Annotated in this window: 18 protein-coding genes; 11 read left to right on the forward strand and 7 right to left on the reverse strand. The window is 54.7% G+C overall.

Annotation, left to right across the window (positions count from 1 at the left end; all coding sequences use genetic code 11):
• Positions 1 to 4: 4 nt before the first annotated feature.
• On the forward strand, positions 5 to 1,633 hold the full coding sequence (locus tag J2125_RS13780; RefSeq protein WP_017801091.1) for an isovaleryl-CoA dehydrogenase: 1,629 nt from the start codon (positions 5 to 7) through the stop codon (positions 1,631 to 1,633).
• Here the strand turns inward: J2125_RS13780 and bsmA are convergent.
• Together bsmA and J2125_RS13790 are read right to left on the reverse strand one after the other, a co-directional pair.
• Positions 1,607 to 1,933 (reverse strand): biofilm peroxide resistance protein BsmA, encoded by a 327-nt coding sequence (gene bsmA / locus J2125_RS13785; RefSeq protein ID WP_017801090.1) that lies wholly within the window; start codon positions 1,931 to 1,933, stop codon positions 1,607 to 1,609. The genes J2125_RS13780 and bsmA overlap by 27 nt on opposite strands.
• Positions 1,934 to 1,988: 55 nt before the next feature.
• The gene (locus J2125_RS13790) at positions 1,989 to 3,923 is read right to left on the reverse strand and encodes a methyl-accepting chemotaxis protein (protein WP_026111688.1); all 1,935 of its coding nucleotides are present in this window, start codon (positions 3,921 to 3,923) and stop codon (positions 1,989 to 1,991) included.
• 205 nt (positions 3,924 to 4,128) lie between these two features.
• On the opposite strand from J2125_RS13790, the gene yjfP reads away from it, so the two are divergent.
• Positions 4,129 to 4,878, forward strand: a complete 750-nt coding sequence (yjfP, locus tag J2125_RS13795) for an esterase (RefSeq protein ID WP_017801088.1) — start codon at positions 4,129 to 4,131, stop codon at positions 4,876 to 4,878.
• A 42-nt stretch (positions 4,879 to 4,920) separates the two neighbouring features.
• Here yjfP and J2125_RS13800 read toward each other — a convergent pair whose 3' ends face one another.
• A complete protein-coding gene (locus tag J2125_RS13800) occupies positions 4,921 to 5,127 on the reverse strand; it encodes a hypothetical protein (protein WP_017801087.1) in 207 nt (68 codons plus the stop codon).
• 360 nt (positions 5,128 to 5,487) lie between these two features.
• On the opposite strand from J2125_RS13800, the gene rpsF reads away from it, so the two are divergent.
• The 4 genes from rpsF to rplI are packed head-to-tail and all read left to right on the forward strand — an operon-like array spanning position 5,488 to position 6,931.
• Positions 5,488 to 5,883: a 30S ribosomal protein S6 gene (rpsF, locus tag J2125_RS13805; protein ID WP_017801086.1), complete on the forward strand. Its 396-nt coding sequence runs from the start codon at positions 5,488 to 5,490 to the stop codon at positions 5,881 to 5,883.
• Between the two features lie 6 nt (positions 5,884 to 5,889).
• Complete coding sequence (gene priB / locus J2125_RS13810; protein ID WP_040462398.1) at positions 5,890 to 6,207, forward strand: primosomal replication protein N; 318 nt, start codon at positions 5,890 to 5,892, stop codon at positions 6,205 to 6,207.
• Between the two features lie 4 nt (positions 6,208 to 6,211).
• Positions 6,212 to 6,439 (forward strand): 30S ribosomal protein S18, encoded by a 228-nt coding sequence (gene rpsR / locus J2125_RS13815; protein ID WP_000135199.1) that lies wholly within the window; start codon positions 6,212 to 6,214, stop codon positions 6,437 to 6,439.
• A 39-nt stretch (positions 6,440 to 6,478) separates the two neighbouring features.
• Positions 6,479 to 6,931: a 50S ribosomal protein L9 gene (rplI, locus tag J2125_RS13820; RefSeq protein WP_017801084.1), complete on the forward strand. Its 453-nt coding sequence runs from the start codon at positions 6,479 to 6,481 to the stop codon at positions 6,929 to 6,931.
• A gap of 56 nt (positions 6,932 to 6,987) precedes the next feature.
• Here the strand turns inward: rplI and J2125_RS13825 are convergent, their stop codons facing one another.
• Positions 6,988 to 7,545: an OapA family protein gene (locus J2125_RS13825; RefSeq protein WP_017801083.1), complete on the reverse strand. Its 558-nt coding sequence runs from the start codon at positions 7,543 to 7,545 to the stop codon at positions 6,988 to 6,990.
• Between the two features lie 371 nt (positions 7,546 to 7,916).
• On the opposite strand from J2125_RS13825, the gene fklB reads away from it, so the two are divergent.
• Positions 7,917 to 8,537, forward strand: a complete 621-nt coding sequence (gene fklB / locus J2125_RS13830; RefSeq protein ID WP_017801082.1) for a BamJ family beta-barrel-assembly machinery protein — start codon at positions 7,917 to 7,919, stop codon at positions 8,535 to 8,537.
• Between the two features lie 77 nt (positions 8,538 to 8,614).
• Here fklB and J2125_RS13835 read toward each other — a convergent pair whose 3' ends face one another.
• Entirely contained in the window at positions 8,615 to 10,558 is a 1,944-nt protein-coding gene (locus tag J2125_RS13835; RefSeq protein WP_017801081.1) for a bifunctional 2',3'-cyclic-nucleotide 2'-phosphodiesterase/3'-nucleotidase, read from the reverse strand.
• Positions 10,559 to 10,763: 205 nt separating this feature from the next.
• Here J2125_RS13835 and cysQ point away from each other — a divergent pair, with 205 nt between their 5' ends.
• Entirely contained in the window at positions 10,764 to 11,510 is a 747-nt protein-coding gene (gene cysQ / locus J2125_RS13840; protein WP_017801080.1) for a 3'(2'),5'-bisphosphate nucleotidase CysQ, read from the forward strand.
• A gap of 32 nt (positions 11,511 to 11,542) precedes the next feature.
• Here cysQ and J2125_RS13845 read toward each other — a convergent pair whose 3' ends face one another.
• The gene (locus J2125_RS13845) at positions 11,543 to 12,100 is read right to left on the reverse strand and encodes a YtfJ family protein (protein WP_017801079.1); all 558 of its coding nucleotides are present in this window, start codon (positions 12,098 to 12,100) and stop codon (positions 11,543 to 11,545) included.
• Positions 12,101 to 12,425: 325 nt separating this feature from the next.
• On the opposite strand from J2125_RS13845, the gene J2125_RS13850 reads away from it, so the two are divergent.
• Positions 12,426 to 12,632, forward strand: coding sequence for a DUF1107 domain-containing protein (locus tag J2125_RS13850; protein WP_017801078.1), 207 nt, complete (start codon positions 12,426 to 12,428; stop codon positions 12,630 to 12,632).
• 35 nt (positions 12,633 to 12,667) lie between these two features.
• Here J2125_RS13850 and paeA read toward each other — a convergent pair whose 3' ends face one another.
• Positions 12,668 to 14,005, reverse strand: coding sequence for a polyamine export protein PaeA (gene paeA, locus J2125_RS13855; RefSeq protein WP_017801077.1), 1,338 nt, complete (start codon positions 14,003 to 14,005; stop codon positions 12,668 to 12,670).
• Positions 14,006 to 14,496: 491 nt separating this feature from the next.
• Between paeA and tamA the strand changes: the two genes are divergently transcribed.
• Entirely contained in the window at positions 14,497 to 16,236 is a 1,740-nt protein-coding gene (gene tamA, locus J2125_RS13860; RefSeq protein ID WP_026111686.1) for an autotransporter assembly complex protein TamA, read from the forward strand.
• The gene (gene tamB / locus J2125_RS13865) at positions 16,233 to 19,994 is read left to right on the forward strand and encodes an autotransporter assembly complex protein TamB (protein ID WP_017801075.1); all 3,762 of its coding nucleotides are present in this window, start codon (positions 16,233 to 16,235) and stop codon (positions 19,992 to 19,994) included. Before tamA ends, tamB begins: the two co-directional genes overlap by 4 nt.
• The last annotated feature ends 1 nt before the right edge of the window (position 19,995 follow it).

Here is a 19,995-nt window from a genome sequence, read left to right on the forward strand (position 1 = left end):
CAATATGTTGTGGCACACCCATACCGTTTTTAATCAGCCACGTCCGCTCAATAACAGCAATCTGTTTCTCTCCGATACGCCGCTGCGCGAAGCACTGATCCGCGAAGGCGCCGAGTGGGATCTGGAGTTACAGGCATCGGTGGGACAACAGCTCGGCAGTGCCGAATCGCTGGAACTGGGACGGCTGGCCAATGCTTCGCCACCCGAACTGCTGCGCTACGATGCCTGTGGCGAACGTATTGATGAGCTACGTTTTCATCCGGCCTGGCATCTGCTGATGCAGGGACTCTGCGCCAATCGGGTACATAATCTTAGCTGGCAGAGCGATGCCCGTTCCGGCGCGTTTGTCGCCCGCGCGGCGCGCTTTATTCAGCATGCGCAGGTTGAAGCGGGCACCCTGTGTCCCGTTACCATGACCTTTGGCGCTATTCCGTTATTACAGCAGAGCCTGCCGCCGCTGTTTCAGGCGTGGCTGCCGGGGCTGTTGTCGGATCGCTACGATCCTCATCAGCAAGCGGGCGAGCAGAAACGCGGTCTGCTGATTGGCATGGGAATGACCGAGAAACAGGGCGGCACTGATGTGCTGAGCAATACCACCCGCGCTGAACCGGTCGCTGCACGCGGCAACGGCGAGGCTTATCTGCTGACCGGCCATAAATGGTTTTTCTCAGTGCCGCAAAGCGATGCGCATCTGGTGCTGGCGCAGAGCAAAGGGGGTCTCAGCTGCTTCTTTATGCCGCGCCTGCTGCCGGACGGCAGTCGCAATGCGATCCGTATCGAGCGTCTGAAAGATAAAATGGGCAACCGTTCTAACGCCAGTAGCGAGGTGGAGTTCGCCAATGCCAGCGGCTGGCTGCTGGGCGATGAGGGAGAGGGCATTCGCCAGATTCTGAAAATGGGCGGCTACACCCGATTCGACTGCGCGCTGGGCAGCCACGGCCTGATGCGCCGCGCCCTGGCGGTGGCGTTGTACCATGCGCATCAGCGCCAGGTGATGGGCAAAAGTCTGGTCGATCAACCGCTGATGCGGCAGGTGCTGAGCGCACAGGCCCTGCAACTGGAAGGACAGACGGCGCTGTTAATGCGGCTGGCGCGCGCCTGGTCAACGCCTGCGGATGAGAGCGAACGCGCTTTTTGTCGGCTGTTCACTCCGGCGGCGAAGTATGTGATCTGCAAAAGCGGTATGCCGTTTGTGGCGGAAGCGATGGAAACCCTTGGCGGCATCGGCTATTGCGAAGAGAGCGAGCTGCCGCGCCTGTACCGGGAAATGCCGGTTAACAGTATCTGGGAAGGTTCGGGCAATGTGATGTGCCTCGACGTGCTGCGGGTGCTGGCGAAACAGCCAGGCGTGCTGGAGATGCTGAACCGGCAATTTGAGGCGGTAAAAGGCATCAACCGCCACTTTGATTGCCGCTGGCGTCAGCTAAAATTACGGCTGGCGAAGCTGCATGAATCGCAGGCGCGTGAAATCACCACGCTGTTGTTTCATCTGGCGGTGGGCGTGCAGGTGCTGACGTGGCTCGAACCGCCACTGGCGGACGCCTGGTGTCGTCAGGTGCTGGATACGCGTGGCAGCGCCACGCTAAGTGAAGATGTTTGTACGCGTTTACTGTTGCGAGCTACCGGCAGCTGACGGATTAAACAGCACCGCTGTGGCGTACCACAGGCCAGGCATCACGGTTTCACTGACCATCAGAATTTGATAGTAAGCGGCGCCGCTGGCGTTGGCTTTGGCGGCAATGGCGCGCTGCACATCATCTGGCGAACCACGCGATGTGGCGCTGATGCTGCCGACCTTCGTCAGGCCAATACTTTGCGCGCGGGTAATTTCCTGCGCCTGTGAGGCGGGCGGCGGCGGCGCTTGTGGGGTGGTGTTTAATGCGCTGCAACTACTCAGCAACAGCGCCAGCAGAAAAGTTATCGCAATTCGCATACCAGACAGCTCCAGGCGGGGACAACCCTTAGTTTACGTCATCCCCGCGCCGTGGTTAGCCTTTTAAGCTAAATACGCTGACTAAATGGGTGAGATGGTGCCCTTTCTGGCTCAGCTCAGCCGCCGTCTGCTCGGAACGCGCTACCATTTCAGTATTATGGTGCGTTGCCTGACCAATCTGCGACATCGCGATATTTACCTGACCAATCCCGGCGGACTGTTCGTGTGACGCCACATCGATTTCGCCCATCAACGCTTTGACCTGATCAATACGCGTGACAATGTTTTCCATCGCTTCACGCGTCTGTTCTGACAGTTTATGGCCTTCGGTCACTTTACTGATTGAGTCTTCGATCAGGCTGTCGATCTCCTTCGCCGCCTGCGCGCTGCGCTGCGCCAGACCACGCACTTCGGCGGCAACCACGGCAAATCCTTTCCCGTGTTCACCCGCACGCGCGGCCTCCACCGCCGCATTAAGCGCGAGGATATTGGTCTGGAAGGCAATTGATTCAATCACATGGGTAATATCAGCAATACTTTGTGAGGAGACCTTAATCGCCGACATGGTATTAACCGAGCGGGTAACGGTACTGCCGCCATGATGCACCGCACTGGCGGCTTCAGCGACCAGCGTCAGCGCCTGCGAGACGTTATCGGCATTCTGTTCTACCGTTGCGCCCAGCTGTTCCATACTGGCGGAGGTCTCTTCCATGCTGCTGGCCTGACGTGAAATCTGCTCGCTGATATTGCTGCTGCTGGCGGCAATCGCATCGGTGCCGTGGCTGATCTCTTCGGCAGCGTGGCGCACCTGCGAAACAATACGTTCCAGACCATCGCCGATACCATTGATTGCGGTTATCAGCTGACCGACTTCGTCCTGACGGCGGGTCTGCAGAGTGGCCTGCAGGTTGCCCGCGGCATAGTGTTCGGCGAGGGTAATCACCTGCTGCAGCGGTTTACTTAACCAGCGGCGAGTAACCCAGACGAAACTCAGCGCAAACAGCAACACCAGCGCCAGACCAACCAGCAGGAAAGTGTTACGCGTGGCGTTAATCGGCGCCAGCAGGCTGGCTTTACTGATATCGCCGGTGATAATCCAGTTCCAGCCGGGTAGCTGTTGCCAGGCGACAATTTCCGTTTCGCCATGCTGATTGCGGATCTCCATGGTGCCCTGTTTTTCCTGTAACAGGCGCTGCTGATCGGCTGCCGACCACGCCGGGGTCTTGCCTTCAAGCGTGCTGTGGAACAGATACTGGCCCTGAGTTTTCCCGGCTGCACCGTTAATTACACTGAAAAAGCCGCTGTCGCCAAGGGTTTTATTCAGCACCTTCTCGCGCATCAGATTGAATTGTGGCGTGATATCGACGCCGACAAACAGGATGCCTATCACTTCACCTGCAGCATCTTTCACTGGCTGGTATTGGGTGATATAGCGTTTGCCGAACAGCGTCGCCAGACCGCTGTAGGTTTGCGACTGGTTTGCCAGTGCCCAGGCCGGGCTTGCGCGGTCCAGTTTGGTGCCCATCGCGCGACTGCCATCCTCTTTACGCAGCGAGGTGGCGATACGGATAAAGTCATCACCACTTCGCACAAAAATCGTTGAGATAGCGCCGGTGCGATCAAGAAAATCATCCACGGTTCCCTCATCGAGGTTCAGCGTTTTCAGTCCGGCGCGAAAAGTGGGGGTCGACTCGCTGCCCACCACAACTCTCTGGCTGTTATCACGACTGAAGTTTTTTGGCAGAAAGCTCTGGAACAGTTTGGTGTAATTACCGACTTCTTCGCTTAAGGTGGCGTTAAACATACCGGCCATATCGCCAATACCTGCCACCTGGTTTTGCATATTATCCAGGGTTAAGCTCTGTAATTGTTTCGCGGCGTTGTGAGTTAATGAAAGCGTGAGAATAAAAAACAGCACTGCCACGCTTAAAGACGTCAAAACAGACAGCTTTACTCCCAGGCTCCATCTGCTGAGTGAAAGACGTTGCATAAGTTATACCTTATTAGAGGGTGTTGTAGAGATACGATCAACGGCAGCAGCAGGTTAAATTTTACCCTGCAATATATAGGGTTAATCACTTTGGTGATGTTTGTAATAGTCACGTAGAGAAATAACTTATTAATTAACAATATTTTGCCTTTGCAGACAGTTATGCGATTTTATTGAATAAAGATTGGTGCCGGAGGGAGGCAGGATGATTGAGATTGTGACGGAAACGTTTGCGGGCATTGAATGCCTGCATGCGGCGCCGACAGGCCAGCGGCAGCAGCCGTTGCCGACTATTGTGTTTTATCACGGCTTCACTTCATCGAAAGAGGTTTACTCTTACTTTGCCGTGGCGCTGGCGCAGGCCGGTTTTCGCGTGGTGTTGCCCGATGCGGATCAACATGGTGCGCGTTATAACGGCGACAGCGAACAGCGCCTTAACCACTTTTGGGAGATCCTGCGCAGCAATATTGATGAGCTGCCGCCGCTGGCAAGCGCGCTGCGTGAGCGCGGGCTGGTGGCCGACGGGCGTTTTGCCGTTGCCGGCGCCTCAATGGGCGGTATGACGGCACTCGGCGCGATGGCGCGTTATCCGGAGATTCACAGCGTGGCCTGTATGATGGGTTCTGGCTATTTTATGTCGCTGAGTCAGACGCTGTTTCCGCCGCTGGTGGCTGACACCCCTGAGCAACAGCAGCGCTTAGCGCAGCGACTGGCACCATTACAGGCTTATGATGTGACTCATCAGCTGGAGCAGCTGGCGAATCGACCGCTGCTGCTGTGGCATGGCGAAGCGGATGAGGTGGTGCCAGCGGCGGAAACCGTGCGGCTGGCGCGGGCGCTGCGTGAGGCGTCGCTCGACACGCATCTGACGTTTTTAACCGAAAGCGGCGTCGGCCATCGTATTACGCCGCCCGCGTTGAGCGCGATTGTCGCTTTCTTTAAACATCATCTGTAAAAAATAAAAAGGGCCGGAACGGCTCCGGCCCTGCACATCAAATCACAGCTGTTGCGATAACTGCTGAGCTGCGGAGAGATGACCGCTGGCAGGGTTACCGGTTGGCGTGGCGATGCGGTTGATATAGACATAACCTGATGCCGCTTTGCTACTGTTACTTCTAATCTGCTGCGCACAGTCAGTGGTGCTGGCAAGGGCGGATGTAGACAGGAAGAGGCCGAGTAAAGTGGCGAGTGCGATATTTCTCATTATCGACTCCACTTTTAGTGCTGAGTGACACATCCTGACCAGCCGGTCAGGGCCGTTTAATTTCACTGTTTATAGTTTAGTCGCTGTAGAAAAATTAAACAGCGAACGTCTCTGATGATGACAGTCAAAATTTTTGCACCTTCCCACCACTAACCCGATGAATTTACTGCTTAAGCACAGAGTGTTCAGCCAGCTGGCATGGACGGCGATATTTAATTTACGATCTGCCTTGAGTTTAGCCGGGTGCGCCAGTATGATTACGCGTCAATTTTTCAGCCGCAACTTAAAACAACGTTCCTTGCTTCCATGGGCCGCGGCTGCCCTGACAGGAGGCTGAATAATCCGTAAGGAGCAAATTCGATGCGTCATTACGAAATCGTATTTATGGTTCACCCTGACCAAAGCGAACAGGTTCCGGGCATGATCGAGCGTTACACTGGTGCTATCACTGGTGCAGAAGGCACGATTCACCGTCTGGAAGACTGGGGCCGTCGTCAGCTGGCTTACCCGATCAACAAACTGCACAAAGCACACTACGTTCTGCTGAACGTTGAAGCTCCGCAGGAAGTGATCGATGAGCTGGAAACTAACTTCCGCTTCAACGACGCCGTTATCCGCAGCATGGTTATGCGCGTTAAAAACGCGGTTACTGAAGCATCTCCGATGGTTAAAGCGAAAGACGAGCGCCGTGAGCGTCGTGAAGATTTTGCTAACGAAACCTCTGATGATGCAGATGCTGGGGATTCTGAAGAGTAATCAACCGTGACGGTTAATCGGCTGCGTCTGTCTGGCACTGTGTGCAAGACACCGGTTCGGAAAATTAGCCCGTCAGGTATTCCTCACTGCCAGTTTGTGCTTGAGCACCGCTCGCAGCAGGAAGAAGCCGGATTTAGCCGGCAAGCCTGGTGTCGTATGCCCATCATATTAAGCGGCAAGACACATCAGGTCATTACTCAAAGTATAACGGTCGGCACGCAACTCATCGTCGAAGGTTTCATTAGTTGCCATCAAGGGCGCAATGGCCTGAGTAAGATTGTGTTACATGCTGAGCAGATTGAATTGATAGATTCTGGAGACTAGCCAAATGGCACGTTATTTCCGTCGTCGCAAGTTCTGCCGTTTCACCGCGGAAGGCGTTCAAGAGATCGATTATAAAGATATCGCAACGCTGAAAAACTACATCACTGAAAGCGGTAAGATTGTACCGAGCCGTATTACCGGTACTCGCGCTAAATACCAGCGTCAGCTGGCTCGTGCTATCAAGCGCGCGCGTTACCTGTCTCTGCTGCCGTACACTGATCGTCATCAGTAATCGGCAACTGTCCATTAACGACTTTAAGAGGATATGGTAATGCAAGTTATTCTGCTTGATAAAGTAGCAAACCTGGGCAGCCTGGGTGATCAGGTTAACGTTAAAGCGGGCTACGCTCGTAACTTCCTGGTTCCACAGGGTAAAGCTGTTCCTGCTACCAAGAAAAACGTTGAGTTCTTTGAAGCGCGCCGTGCAGAACTGGAAGCCAAACTGGCTGACGTTCTGTCTGCAGCTAATGCACGCGCTGAGAAAATCAACGCACTGGGCACCGTTACCATCGCGTCTAAAGCAGGCGACGAAGGTAAACTGTTCGGTTCCATCGGTACCCGCGACATCGCTGATGCAGTCACTGCAGCTGGCGTTGAAGTGGCGAAGAGCGAAGTTCGTCTGCCGAACGGCGTTCTGCGTACTACCGGTGAGCACGAAGTGGACTTCCAGGTTCACAGCGAAGTATTCGCGAAACTGATCGTGAAAATCGTTGCTGAAGCTTAATTGATTCAGTAATGCGTGAACGCCGGCCTTGTGCCGGCGTTTTTGTTTGTGCAGTTTTACTGCGCGCGAATAAAAGTACCATCCGGCTGGCGGGTAAACAGAATCGCGCCATTATCGGTTTCCACCGTTAATCCGGTTACCACGCCATTAGCATCCTGGCGGATTTTCACATTCTGGCCGGTATGCAGATTGCTCAGCGGCTTATCGTCACCTTCCACCCGCGCCATCGCGAACACATCATTCACCTGCAAATTATTATCACGAAACAGCTGCGCCATCGTCTGGCCAGCAGCGACCTGATAGTTGCGCCACTCACCCTGTGAATCGGCTTTTGGCGGCGTTGTCGTTTCAGCGGCCGGCGGGCTGCTTTCATTATTATAAATGTCAGCCTGCAGTGGGGCTTCGCCAGCGCCACTCTGCTGAGCCGGAGGCGCTTTAGGTAAGTCAGGTTGCGGATTGGGCCACAGGAACGCCAGCAGCATCACCAGCAACGCGACAATAATGCCGCGACGGTGTTTTACCGGCAGCGGATCCATCCAGCGGGCGTTATCGACAAAACGCCAGATATTGCCAATGTTCAGCTTGCTGCGTGATGAAGATCCTTCAGGCATCATGGCATCCTCCTGTGACGCATCAGGTGCTGATGGTTTGCGCGTTGCCATCCACATCTTGAGTACCGGATGGTAAAACGGCAGGCGCTTCCTTTGCCGGGGGGCAATTCTCCCCATGTAAATAACCTCGTTAACCCCAGACGATATCCCGATTCAGACATCATAAACTGCAGACATTTAATTATAGTCCGCTAACTGTTTGATGTGAAAAGAACAAGCCAGATACGTGACGCTGTGGGCGTTATTAATGATATGAAGAGCTATTGTTTCTGTTTCTGGCGCAAAAGTCATCCACCGAAACACGGGATTTTACCCTCAGGGCTTGCGCTGTTATGCTCTGCGTTTAGTTTTTATCAATGATGAAAGGAAAATCCATGACAACCCCTTCTTTTGACAGCGTCGAAGCGCAAGCAAGTTACGGTATCGGTTTACAGGTTGGCCAGCAGTTGCTGGAATCTGGACTGCAGGGTCTGCAGCCAGAAGCATTGCTGGCGGGTCTGCGCGATGCGCTGGAAGGGAATGCTCCCGCTGTACCGGTTGATGTAGTGCATCGTGCGCTGCGCGAAGTTCACGAGCGTGCAGATGCTGTGCGTCGCGAACGTCAGCAGGAACAGGCGGTAGAAGGTCAGAAGTTCCTTGAAGAGAACCTGAAGCGTGAAGGCGTCAGCAGCACCGAGTCAGGCTTACAGTTCAGCGTGATTCAGCAGGGTGAAGGTGCGATTCCATCGCGTCAGGATCGCGTACGCGTGCATTACACCGGTAAGCTGATCGATGGCACCGTGTTTGACAGCTCCGTACAGCGTGGCGAGCCAGCTGAATTCCCGGTAAGCGGCGTGATCGCTGGCTGGATCGAAGCACTGACCCTGATGCCAGTTGGTTCCAAATGGGAACTGGTGATCCCTCACAACCTGGCGTACGGCGAGCGTGGCGCGGGCGCCTCTATCCCGCCACTGAGCACCCTGGTGTTTGAAGTTGAGCTGTTAGAGATTCTGTAATTTCTCTTGTGCGGGTGGCGATAACGCCATTCCTACAAAAGCAAGTGGTAGGGGCGGCGTTCTCGCCGCCCTTTTCGTTAATGGCTGCTGAGGTCGACCCCCCAAATCGCAAAACCTGTCTCATCACTGCCTTTCGGCGTCATTGGATACTGCGCGTGCTGCTGAATAAACGCCGTCGCTTTCTCCGCCGGTGAGGTTTCAAAACGGATGTCCAGCGGTGTCTTGCTGGCAATCGGCGCCAGCCGCCAGTTATTATCCGCCTGCGGTTTCACCTCTCCCTGCGCCTTGCTCTGTGCGCTGATATAAGCCGCCACCACTGAACGGTTCTCATCCGGTGAGGCAAACGCCACATACTTGTCGCCGGTGCCGGCAAACTTACCGCCGTACGCACGATAGTTATTGGTCGCCACGAGGAAAGTCGCGTCAGGATCAACTGGCTTGCCCTGATAAGTCAGCTGCTTAATGCGTGATGCCTGGCCGTTTATCAGCTGACACTCGGCGTCGTAGCGTGCCGGTTGGGTGACATCAATCTGATAATTAACGCCATCAATCACATCGAAATTGTAGGTGCGGAAATCCCAGTTAAGCAGCGCTTGCGGCTGACGGCTGTTCACATCGATCTGATTAAACTGACCGGCAGAACACTCCAGCCACTGTTTCAGCTGCTCACCACTGACTTTCATCACCACCAGCGTATTCGGGTAGAGATAGAGATCGGCGGCATTTCGGAAGGTGAGCGGGCCTTTTTCCACTTCGACATAACTGGCGGGATCGTTCTTGCGGCCACCGGCTTTAAAAGGTGCGGCCGCTGACAGCACCGGCAGATTCGCCAGATCCGGGTCGCCCTGAATAGCGTGCTTTACGTAATCGCGCTGGGCGTTATTGACGATCTGCACCGTCGGATCGTCCTGCACCAGTGACAGATAGCTGTACATCACCGCGGCGGATTTACCGATGGGCTTACTGACGAACTCACGGGTGGCGCGATGATCGTCGGCCAGCACTTTCACCAGCGCCGGATCCTCAGCCGCCAGCGATTTTTTCGCGCTCTTATCATAGATTGGCCGCGCTTCCGCCCGGGCGCTGCTGACCTGCCATTTGCCGGCCTGATTATCCAGCACCAGATCGACCACGCCGAGATGGTCGCCCCACATTCCGGGCATTACCGCCGGAATACCATTCAGCGTGCCTTGCCTGATATCCGCACCTTTAATGGCGGCGAATTCAGCACTGGGGAATACCGCATGGGCGTGACCAAACATTATCGCGTCAATCCCCGGCACCTGGCTGAGATAGTAAACCGAGTTTTCCGCTAACGCATGATACGGTTCGCTGGAGAGACCGGAGTGAGGGATGGCTACCACAATATCCGCCCCCTGCTTACGCATCTCCGGCACCCATTTCCGTGCGGTGGCGGTAATATCGTCAACCGTCACTTTACCCTGCAGATTGGTTTTATCCCACACCATAATCTGCGGCGGCACAAAGCCGATATAGCCAATCTTTAGCTGATGCTGCTGGCCGTCGCGGTCGGTAACCGTAACCGGTGCTATCAGAAAAGGCGTAAACAGTGGTTTAGCGGTTTTCGTATCAATCACGTTGGCATTAATATAGGGGAAGCGGGCGCCGCTGATCGCTTTATGCAGGTAGTCGAGACCGTAATTGAACTCATGATTGCCAAGGTTGCCGACGCTGTAGTCGAGGGTGTTCATCGCTTTATAGACCGGGTGGATCTCACCTGCTTTCAGCCCCTTCGCCGCCATATAGTCGCCGAGCGGGCTGCCCTGAATAATATCGCCGTTATCGACCAGCACGCTGTTTTTACTCTCTTTACGTGCGGCCTCTATCAGGGTGGCGGTACGCACCAGACCAAACTTTTCGCTGGGCGTATCTTTGTAGTAGTCGAAATCCATCATATTGCTGTGCAGGTCAGTGGTTTCCATAATCCGCATATCGACCGTGGCGGCATGCAGGCTGGTGGTGACCATTATGGCCAGCAGCGTCAGACAAGGCTTGAACATCACATTCTCCTGTAAGTGATATACTCGATAACTCAATCAGTTATGCTACAGATCCTAAATTACTCTGTTATGGCAGGAAGGCCAGATTTGCCTGACTTTTGTCGGGGAGTAATCACAAACTGCTATGATTTAATCAACACGGACTTATCTGGCGCAGGCCCATGCAGGTGGTATCGCCATGACGAATCAAACCATGAGGTGAAGAATGTTAGAGCAAATTTGCCAGCTGGCACGTGAAGCAGGCGCGGCGATTATGACGGTTTATAATGACCAGGCACCGCTTGACGTTTCTCATAAATCTGATGACTCGCCGGTTACTGCGGCGGATATCGCAGCGCATAAAGTGATTGTGCAGGGGCTCAGCGCCATGACGCCAGATTTGCCGATCCTGTCTGAAGAAGATCCTCCGGCCTGGGATGTGCGCCAGAAGTGGCAGAGTTACTGGCTGGTGGATCCGCTGGACGGCACCAAAGAGTTTATTAAGCGTAACGGCGAATTTACCGTCAATATCGCGCTAATTGAAAAGGGTAAGCCGGTACTGGGCGTCGTGTATGCGCCAGCGATTGGTGTGATGTATTCGGCAGCGGAAGGCAAAGCGTGGAAAGAAGAGGGCGGTAACCGGGTGCAGATCCAGGTGCGTGATGCGCGCCCGCCGCTGGTGGTGATCAGCCGCTCGCACGCCAGTTCTGATGAGGAGCTGAAAGAGTATCTGAAACAGATGGGCGAGCATCAGACCACCGCCATCGGCTCTTCGCTGAAGTTCTGCCTGGTGGCGGAAGGTAAAGCGCAGCTCTATCCGCGTTTCGGACCGACCAATATCTGGGATACCGGTGCGGGTCATGCGGTGGCAATTGCTGCTGGCGCCCATGTACATGACTGGAAAGGCCAGACGCTGGACTACGCACCGCGCGAATCGTTTTTAAATCCGGGTTTTCGGGTGTCGATTTTCTGATAGCGCATTCTGGGGCGGCGTTATCGCCGCCTTTACTGTAATAACTTACGCACCAGCACCATCACCTGCTGCACCTCATCCTGAGTTAGCGCGCCATCTTTAGCAAAGCGTACTTCCCCCTGCTTATCCAGCACCGCGATTGCTGACCCGCCATCGGCTAATCCCCAGGCTTTTTTGGCCGCGCCATGGCTGTCGACAATAAACTGCGACCACGGGTATTGCTGCTTATTGCTTTCAATGCTGCTGCGCACAAACATCCCGGTGCCCGGAATAGCATCATCAGTGTTGACCAGTGTGGTGGTTTGATAGCGATCATGCGGGAACTTCGCCGCTTTAATCGCCTCAATCAGGGCGGCATTTTTCTCCTTTGCGGAAGAGCGCCCGGCAATATGCTGGATGACCCGCACCTTGCCAGGCAGTTGCGCGCTGTTCCAGTTTTTATAACTGAACTCGTCTTGCTGATAGACCAGTTCTCCGCGGTCGGCGATGCCGACGGCAGGGACGCGCGCTCCTTCAACAAAATTATGCGCCGCCGCCGTCAGCGGCATAAGCAGTGACAGCGCGATAGCAAGCAAGCGGGCAGTTGTCATAACGGCTCCATTTAAGCAGGTGATCGGACCAGCTGGTCATGTTTCTGCAATAATAAGCGTGGATGATGCGTCTGTCGCCTCGAACTGTCAGCTTTGCGGCAGACAGCACAAATCCCTGCGAATTGAAGGTTTATACTGAGTTTTATGCACTGAATAACAGACTATTCTGTAATGTTATGTCAGTTCAGTAAAAAACATCGCTTTTCGGAACCATGGAAGGAAAAGGTGTTCTATAGTTTATCAGCAATTTGCGTCTCAGTAGTTCGTACCGAATTTGGCAACGGCGGGGCGTAGTGAAGGATTTAACCTCAGGAGTTAACAAAGAATGAAAATATTCCAGCGTTACAACCCACTACAAGTGGCGAAGTACGTAAAAACGCTGTTTCGCGGCAGGTTGTATATTAAGGATGTGGGTGCATTTGAATTTGATAAAGGCAAAATTTTATTGCCACGCATCCGCGACAGGCAGCATTTTAGCGTGATGTCCGAAGTAAACCGCCAGGTGCTGCGTTTACAGACAGAATTCAACTAATTTGTGAGGGGCGGCGAGAACGCCGCCCCTACATCTCAACTGCCTTCTTCAACCTCTGCAGCTTTCGGCAGATTGATCGCCGAGACCGGACGTTCAACAATCCGCGTCACCAGCAGCTGATCGATGCGGTAACTGTCAATATCCACCACTTCAAATTTATAGCCAGCAAACTTCACAAAGTCGGTGCGTTTCGGGATTTTGCGCAGCATATACATCATAAAACCGCCAATGGTTTCATAGTTGCCGGATTGCGGGAAGTCATCGATATCCAGTACGCGCATCACGTCATCAATCGGCGTGCCGCCCTCGACCAGCCATGAGTTCTCGTCGCGCGCGACAATCTGCTCTTCCATTCCCTGACCAACCAGATCGCCCATTAGCGTGGTCATCACGTCATTGAGGGTGATAATACCCACCACCAGCGCGTACTCATTCATAATTACCGCGAAATCTTCACCGGCAGTTTTAAAACTTTCCAGCGCTTCAGACAGCGTCAGGGTATCCGGCACAATCAGCGCTGAGCGGATCTGCACGCCACTGTGTAACGCCATACTCTGATTGCCCAGCACGCGCAGCAGCAGCTCTTTGGAATCGACGTAACCGACAATATGGTCAATATCGCTGTTACACACCAGGAACTTCGAATGCGGATGGCGGGCGATTTTCTCTTTCAGGCTGGTTTCATCTTCGTGCAGATCAAACCAGACGATATTTTCGCGTGAAGTCATCGATGACGGCACGGTGCGCGATTCAAGTTCAAACACATTCTCAATCAGTTCGTGCTCCTGCTTGCGCAGCACCCCGGCCAGCGCACCGGCTTCCACCACCGCATAAATATCGTCGGAGGTGATGTCGTCTTTACGCACCATCGGGATTTTAAACAGACGGAAAATCATATTCGCCATGCCGTTAAAGAACCAGACTAACGGACGGAAGATAAACAGGCAGAAGCGCATCGGGTTGATAATGCGCAGCGCAATGGCTTCAGGCGCAATCATGCCGATACGTTTTGGCGTCAGGTCCGCAAACAGAATAAAGAAGCTGGTGACAAGGGTAAACGAGCAGATAAAGCTCAGCTGATCGGCCATTTCCGGGGAGACAAAGCGGACTAACAGGCTGCGAAATGCCGGGGAAAATGCAGAATCACCCACAATACCGCCGAGAATAGCCACGGCGTTGAGGCCGATTTGCACCACGGTAAAGAACATTCCGGGTGTTTCCTGCATTTTCAGCACATGTTGCGCGTTGATATTGCCATCATCGGCTAACAGTTTGAGTTTGATTTTTCGGGCGGCGGCCAGTGAAATCTCCGAAAGGGAGAAAAAGGAACTGATCGCAATAAGCGCTAGTATGACAAGCATGCTATCTAACATAGGGTATCCGTAGGTTTGTTTCTCTTGTCATTTTTGGCTTGGGTGCAGCGCGGGCGTTGGTGTACATCATGTACATGACATCAGGTCGGGGGCCGTCCATGCCAAAAATGTCTGCGCAATACGACGACAACATAACATAAAGCGTCGGAGCAGAATCCATATAAAAGGTCCAATACTCTGGCCTTTGCTGCGCATTATAGCAGCAGCCCCTGTCAGGCGGCTAGTGCTTCCCGGTTTGCGGGAAAATTAGACGATAATATTATTTTTTGCCCGTGACATAACCTAAAGCGGGGGAGTCGCCTTGTCTAATGACTGCACCTGGTTACACTCCTGTTAAGTGTAGATGGTGATTTACTGTTGTGTACGCTACTGGCTTTGCCGACAATACACCGTAAAGTTTAATTTAGGGGAGCGAATAATTGCTCCTGTTTGGGTTGAGAAAACGATTTGCCCATCTGGAATCAGGGCTGGCAAGAGAATCAGGAGAAAGCGTGCCACGAATTCATGTGTACTGCATTTACTGTCTGCTGGTTGCCGCGCCTGCAATACAGGCCGCGACTGTCCGCTTGCAGGTTGAGGGTTTATCCGGGGATTTACAGAAAAACGTCAGGGCGCGCTTGTCGACCATCAGTAGCGATGAGGTTTCCGCCGATGGTCGCTTCCGCGCCAGGGTATCAAATGCGATCAAAGAGGGGCTGAGCGCACTGGGTTATTATGAACCCGATATCGATTTTGAGTCGCGCCCCGCGCCGCCAGAAGGTGGCCGTCCGGTGCTGATTGCCCGGGTAAAAGCCGGTGAACCGGTAAAGATCGCCGGAACCACGGTGATTGTGCGTGGCGATGCGCGCAATGACGAGGATTACCAGAAAATGGTGCGCGACGGGAAACCGGCGATCGGCACTGTCCTGAATCACGGTAAATACGATAGCTTCAAAAGTAACTTCACCAATCTTGCCTTGCGCAACGGCTACTTTGACGGTGACTTCCGTAAGAGCCAGCTGGGTGTCTCTGTAGAACGCCGTGAAGCGTTCTGGGATATCGACTACGACAGCGGTCAGCGTTACCGCTTTGGCGACGTTAGTTTTGAAGGCTCGCAGATCCGCGAAGAGTATTTGCAAAACCTGGTGCCGTTTAAAAAGGGTGACTACTACAGTTCGCGCGACCTTGCCGAGCTGAATCGCCGCCTGTCGGCCACCGGCTGGTTTAATTCGGTGGTGGTTGCGCCTGAGTTTGATAAGTCACGCAAAACCAAAGTGTTGCCGCTAAACGGCGTGGTCTCTCCGCGTACTGAAAACACTATCGAAACCGGCGTGGGTTACTCGACCGATGTCGGCCCGCGCGTCAAAGCCACGTGGAAAAAACCGTGGGTAAACTCACGCGGTCACAGCCTGACTACCAGCGCCAATATCTCCGCGCCAGAACAGCAGCTGGATTTCAGCTATAAAATGCCGCTGCTGAAAAGTCCGCTGGAGCAGTATTACCTGTTGCAGGGCGGACTGAAGCGCACCGACCTGAATGACACCAAAGCCGACTCCTCGACCCTCGCGGTCTCGCGTTACTGGGATAGCAGCAGTGGCTGGCAGAAAGCCATCAACCTGCGCTGGAGTCTCGACCACTTTACGCAGGCCAGTGTCACCAATACCACCATGCTGATCTATCCTGGCGTCAGCGTTAACCGTACCCGTTCGCGCGGCGGGCTGATGCCGGTATGGGGCGATTCGCAGCGCTACTCGCTGGATGTTTCTGATACTACCTGGGCTTCCGATGTCGATTTCGCCGTGGTGCAGGCGCAGAACGTCTGGATCCGCACCCTTGCCGATAAGCACCGTTTTGTCGCGCGCGGCAATCTTGGCTGGATCGAAACCAACGACTTTGAGCGCGTACCGCCGGATCTGCGCTTCTTCGCCGGTGGCGACCGCAGTATTCGTGGTTATAAATACAAAGGTATTTCGCCGCGCGATGATGACGGTAAGCTGACCGGCGCCTCGAAGCTGGCGACCGGCTCGCTGGAGTATCAGTACAACGTGACCGGTAAATGGTGGGGCGCGGTGTTTGTTGACTCCGGCGAAGCGGTAAATGATATCAAGCAGAGTAACTTTAAAACCGGCGCAGGTTTTGGCGTGCGCTGGCAGTCGCCGGTGGGGCCGATTAAATTCGATATTGCCCGGCCGATAGGCGATCAAGAGGAGCATGGTGTGCAGTTTTACGTTGGATTGGGGCCTGAATTATGAGTCGCTGGAAAAAGGTCCTTATTGGCATCCTGATTTTTATGTTGCTGTTGTTGGGTGGCGTGGCGTTTCTGATTGGCACCACCACGGGTCTGCATCTGGTGCTTAACGGCGCGGCGCGCTGGGTGCCGGGACTGGCGATCAAGCAGGTCGACGGCGGCTGGCGTAATCTGACGCTGAAAGGCATTCAGTATGAGATGCCGGGCGTGACGCTGAACGCCGGTGAACTGCATCTGGCGGTTCAGCTGGGTTGCCTGAAGGACTCGGCGTTTTGTGTCAACGATCTGTCGCTGAAAGATGTAAATCTGGTGGTCGACAGCAAGAAAATGCCGCCAGCGGCCGAACCGGCGCCGGAAGAGCAGAGCGCAACCGGCGATCTCTCCACCCCATACCCCATTACTTTGCGTCGTCTGGCGCTGCAAAATATCAATATCAAGGTCGACGACACGACGATCTCGCTGCTGGACTTCTCTACCGGAATGCACTGGCAGGGGCGGGCGATGACCTTAACCCCGACGCGCATTCAGAGCCTGCTGGTGGCGCTGCCGAAGGCGCAACAGGTGGCGGCTGAGCAGGTCGCCACGCCGCAAGCGCCAGCAGAGGAGAAGCCGCTGGGTGAAACCCTGCATGAGATGTTTGCTAAACCGCTGTTGCCGGATCTGCCTGATTTCCGCATGCCACTGGATGTGGATGTGCAGGAAGTTGTCGGTGAGCAGCTGCGTATCACCGGTGATACGGAGATTGTGGTCAACCGCCTGCTGGTAAAAGCGAAAACCGAAGATCGCCTGCTGCGCCTTGAAACGCTGGATGTCGACTCGCCGCAGGGACTGCTGAATGCCAGCGGTCAGGCGCGTCTGGCCGATAACTGGCCGGTGGATTTTAATGTTAACAGCACGCTGAATATCGATCCGCTTAAGGGCGAGAAAATTAAGCTCAACCTTGGCGGCGGCATGCGTGACCAGCTGAAGCTGGCGCTGAATCTCTCCGGTCCGGTGCAGGCGCAGTTTGATGCGCAAACGGAGCTGGCCACTGCCGGCTTGCCGCTGGAGATGACGCTGAGCAGTCCGCAACTCCGCTGGCCACTGACCGGCCCGGTGCAGTATCAGGCGGATGATTTCAACTTTAAATTTAGCGGTAAAGCCACTGATTACGTGATGTCGCTGCGTACCGCCGTGAAGGGTGAGGCGGTGCCTCCTGCTGTGGTCAGCCTCGACGGTAAGGGCAATATCGAGCAGTTTACCCTCGATAAACTGCGGCTGGCGGCGTTGCAGGGCCACGCCGATCTCAGTGCGGTGGTTGACTGGAGTAAAGCGATTAGCTGGCGCAGTGAGCTGCTGTTATCCGGCATCAATACCGCCAGAGAGTATCCGGAGTGGCCAGCGAAGCTGGATGGCAAAATCACTACCCGCGGCAGCCTGTATGGCGGCAGCTGGCAGATGCGCGTGCCGGAACTGGCATTGCGTGGCAACGTCAAACAGAACGCGGTCAGCGCCGATGGCTCGCTGTATGGCAACAGCTATAACCAGTGGAATATCCCCGGCATCAGGCTGGCGCTGGGACGCAATAACGTCAATGTTAAAGGTTCGCTGGGTGAAACGCTGAATCTTGATGCTGATATCGACGCGCAGCATCTGGATAATGCGTTGCCAGGCCTGGGTGGCGTGGCGAAAGGCAGCATCAAGGCGCGCGGTAATTTGCAGGCGCCGCAGTTGCTGGCGGATCTTACCGCCACCGGTCTGCGCTGGCAGGCGATGCGCATTGGCCGGGTGAAGGTGGATGGCGATGTGCGCTCCAGCGATCAGATTGCCGGCAAGCTGGCGGTGCGGGTTGAACAGCTGAAACAGGATGCGCTGGCGATTAATCTGCTGACGCTGAATGCGCAAGGGAATGAAAAACAGCATCAGCTGAAGCTGAATGTGCAGGGCGATCCGGTTTCCGGCCAGCTGGCGGTGGACGGCAGTTTTGACCGTAAAGAGCAACGCTGGAAGGGATCGCTGAATAACACCCGTTTTGCCACCCCGGTCGGTGAGTGGCGCCTGTCGCGCGCGATGACCATCGACTATCTTAACCGCCGTCAGACCGCCACCATTGGCCCGCACTGCTGGCAGAACCCCAATGCGGAGCTGTGTGTGCCGCAAGCGATAGAAGCCGGTCCCAGTGGCCATGCGCGCGTGGTGTTAAACCGCTTTGACCTGGCGATGATCAAACCTTTCCTGACCGATGAAACGAAACTGAGCGGCGTATTTAACGGTGACGCCAGCGTCAGCTGGACCGCCGACGGTAAACTGCCGCAGGGCAAAGTGGCGCTGAAAGGCAATGGCGTCAAGGTTGAGCAGGATATCGAGGGTAATACGCTGCCGATTGCCTTTAATACGCTGAATCTTAATGCCGGGCTGCAGAATGGCCGGGCGCAGCTTGACTGGCTGATCCGTATCGCCAATAACGGTCAGCTGGATGGCAATGTACAGATCGCTGATCCGCAGGGGCGGCGCACGCTGTCCGGTAACGTCAATATTACCGATCTGTCGCTGGCGATGCTTAATCCGGCGCTGATGCAGGGTGAGAAGATTGCTGGCGTGCTGAATTCCAGCCTGCGTCTTGGCGGCAATCTGCAACGACCACAGGTGTTTGGTCAGCTGGCGCTGCGCAATGTCGATGTCGACGGTAACTTTATGCCGGTGGATCTGACCAGCGCCAATCTGACGATGCTGTTTAACGGCATGAGTTCGACGCTGGAAGGACTGATCCAGACATCCCAGGGACAGATTAACCTCAACGGTGACGCCGACTGGAGCCAGCTGGATAACTGGCGCGCCAGAGTGGCGGCCAAAGGTGACAAAGTGCGCGTCACCGTGCCGCCGATGGTGCGGATGGATGTCTCACCGGACCTGGTGTTCCAGGCGACGCCGTCGATGTTTAATCTGGATGGTCGCGTTGATATCCCATGGGCGCGCATCACGGTGCAGGAAGTGCCGGAGAGTGCGGTGGGTGTCTCATCCGATGAAGTGATGCTGGATGAAAAATTGCAGCCGATTGCGCCAAAATCGACCGCGATTCCGATTAACAGCAATCTGGTGATCCATATCGGCAACAATGTGCGCCTCAGCGCCTTTGGCCTGAAAGCACGGCTGAATGGCGATCTGAAACTGGTGCAGGATAAGCGCGGACTGGGACTGAACGGGCAGATTAATATTCCGGATGGCAGTTTTAAGGCTTATGGCCAGGATCTGATTGTGCGCAAGGGTGAGCTGCAATTTGCCGGCCCGCCGGACCAGCCATACCTCAACCTTGAAGCGATCCGTAACCCGGAAGCCACCGAAGATGATGTGACCGCGGGTCTGCGCGTCACCGGCCTTGCCGATGAGCCGAAAGCAGAGGTATTCTCCGATCCAGCCATGTCGCAGCAGGAGGCATTATCCTATCTGTTACGCGGTCAGGGATTGGGCAACGACGGTGACGGCAATGCATTAACTTCAGCATTGGTTGGTTTAGGGGTTGCACAAAGTGGTCAGGTTGTGGGTAAAATCGGCGAGACATTCGGCGTGAGCAATCTGGCGCTTGATACCGCAGGTGTTGGCGACAGCCAGCAGGTGCAGGTCAGCGGCTATGTGCTGCCAGGTCTACAAGTAAAATATGGTGTTGGCATATTTGATTCACTGGCGACCTTAACCTTGCGTTATCGCCTTATGCCCAAACTCTATTTGGAAGCGGTGTCTGGTATTGATCAGGCATTAGATGTGCTCTATCAGTTTGAGTTTTAGC

The organism is Winslowiella toletana (assembly GCF_017875465.1).
Lineage (GTDB): Bacteria > Pseudomonadota > Gammaproteobacteria > Enterobacterales > Enterobacteriaceae > Erwinia > Erwinia toletana.

What these genes read in the sequence shown, in the direction of transcription:
- fklB (WP_017801082.1), top strand. Translation starts at nt 7,917, where the DNA reads ATGACAACCCCTTCTTTTGACAGCGTCGAAGCGCAAGCAAGTTACGGT.
- rpsF (WP_017801086.1), top strand. Translation starts at nt 5,488, where the DNA reads ATGCGTCATTACGAAATCGTATTTATGGTTCACCCTGACCAAAGCGAA.
- rpsR (WP_000135199.1), top strand. Translation starts at nt 6,212, where the DNA reads ATGGCACGTTATTTCCGTCGTCGCAAGTTCTGCCGTTTCACCGCGGAA.
- cysQ (WP_017801080.1), top strand. Translation starts at nt 10,764, where the DNA reads ATGTTAGAGCAAATTTGCCAGCTGGCACGTGAAGCAGGCGCGGCGATT.
- J2125_RS13780 (WP_017801091.1), top strand. Translation starts at nt 5, where the DNA reads ATGTTGTGGCACACCCATACCGTTTTTAATCAGCCACGTCCGCTCAAT.
- J2125_RS13835 (WP_017801081.1), bottom strand. Translation starts at nt 10,558, where the DNA reads ATGTTCAAGCCTTGTCTGACGCTGCTGGCCATAATGGTCACCACCAGC.
- J2125_RS13800 (WP_017801087.1), bottom strand. Translation starts at nt 5,127, where the DNA reads ATGAGAAATATCGCACTCGCCACTTTACTCGGCCTCTTCCTGTCTACA.
- J2125_RS13850 (WP_017801078.1), top strand. Translation starts at nt 12,426, where the DNA reads ATGAAAATATTCCAGCGTTACAACCCACTACAAGTGGCGAAGTACGTA.
- yjfP (WP_017801088.1), top strand. Translation starts at nt 4,129, where the DNA reads ATGATTGAGATTGTGACGGAAACGTTTGCGGGCATTGAATGCCTGCAT.
- tamB (WP_017801075.1), top strand. Translation starts at nt 16,233, where the DNA reads ATGAGTCGCTGGAAAAAGGTCCTTATTGGCATCCTGATTTTTATGTTG.
- bsmA (WP_017801090.1), bottom strand. Translation starts at nt 1,933, where the DNA reads ATGCGAATTGCGATAACTTTTCTGCTGGCGCTGTTGCTGAGTAGTTGC.
- J2125_RS13825 (WP_017801083.1), bottom strand. Translation starts at nt 7,545, where the DNA reads ATGATGCCTGAAGGATCTTCATCACGCAGCAAGCTGAACATTGGCAAT.
- J2125_RS13845 (WP_017801079.1), bottom strand. Translation starts at nt 12,100, where the DNA reads ATGACAACTGCCCGCTTGCTTGCTATCGCGCTGTCACTGCTTATGCCG.
- paeA (WP_017801077.1), bottom strand. Translation starts at nt 14,005, where the DNA reads ATGTTAGATAGCATGCTTGTCATACTAGCGCTTATTGCGATCAGTTCC.
- rplI (WP_017801084.1), top strand. Translation starts at nt 6,479, where the DNA reads ATGCAAGTTATTCTGCTTGATAAAGTAGCAAACCTGGGCAGCCTGGGT.
- J2125_RS13790 (WP_026111688.1), bottom strand. Translation starts at nt 3,923, where the DNA reads ATGCAACGTCTTTCACTCAGCAGATGGAGCCTGGGAGTAAAGCTGTCT.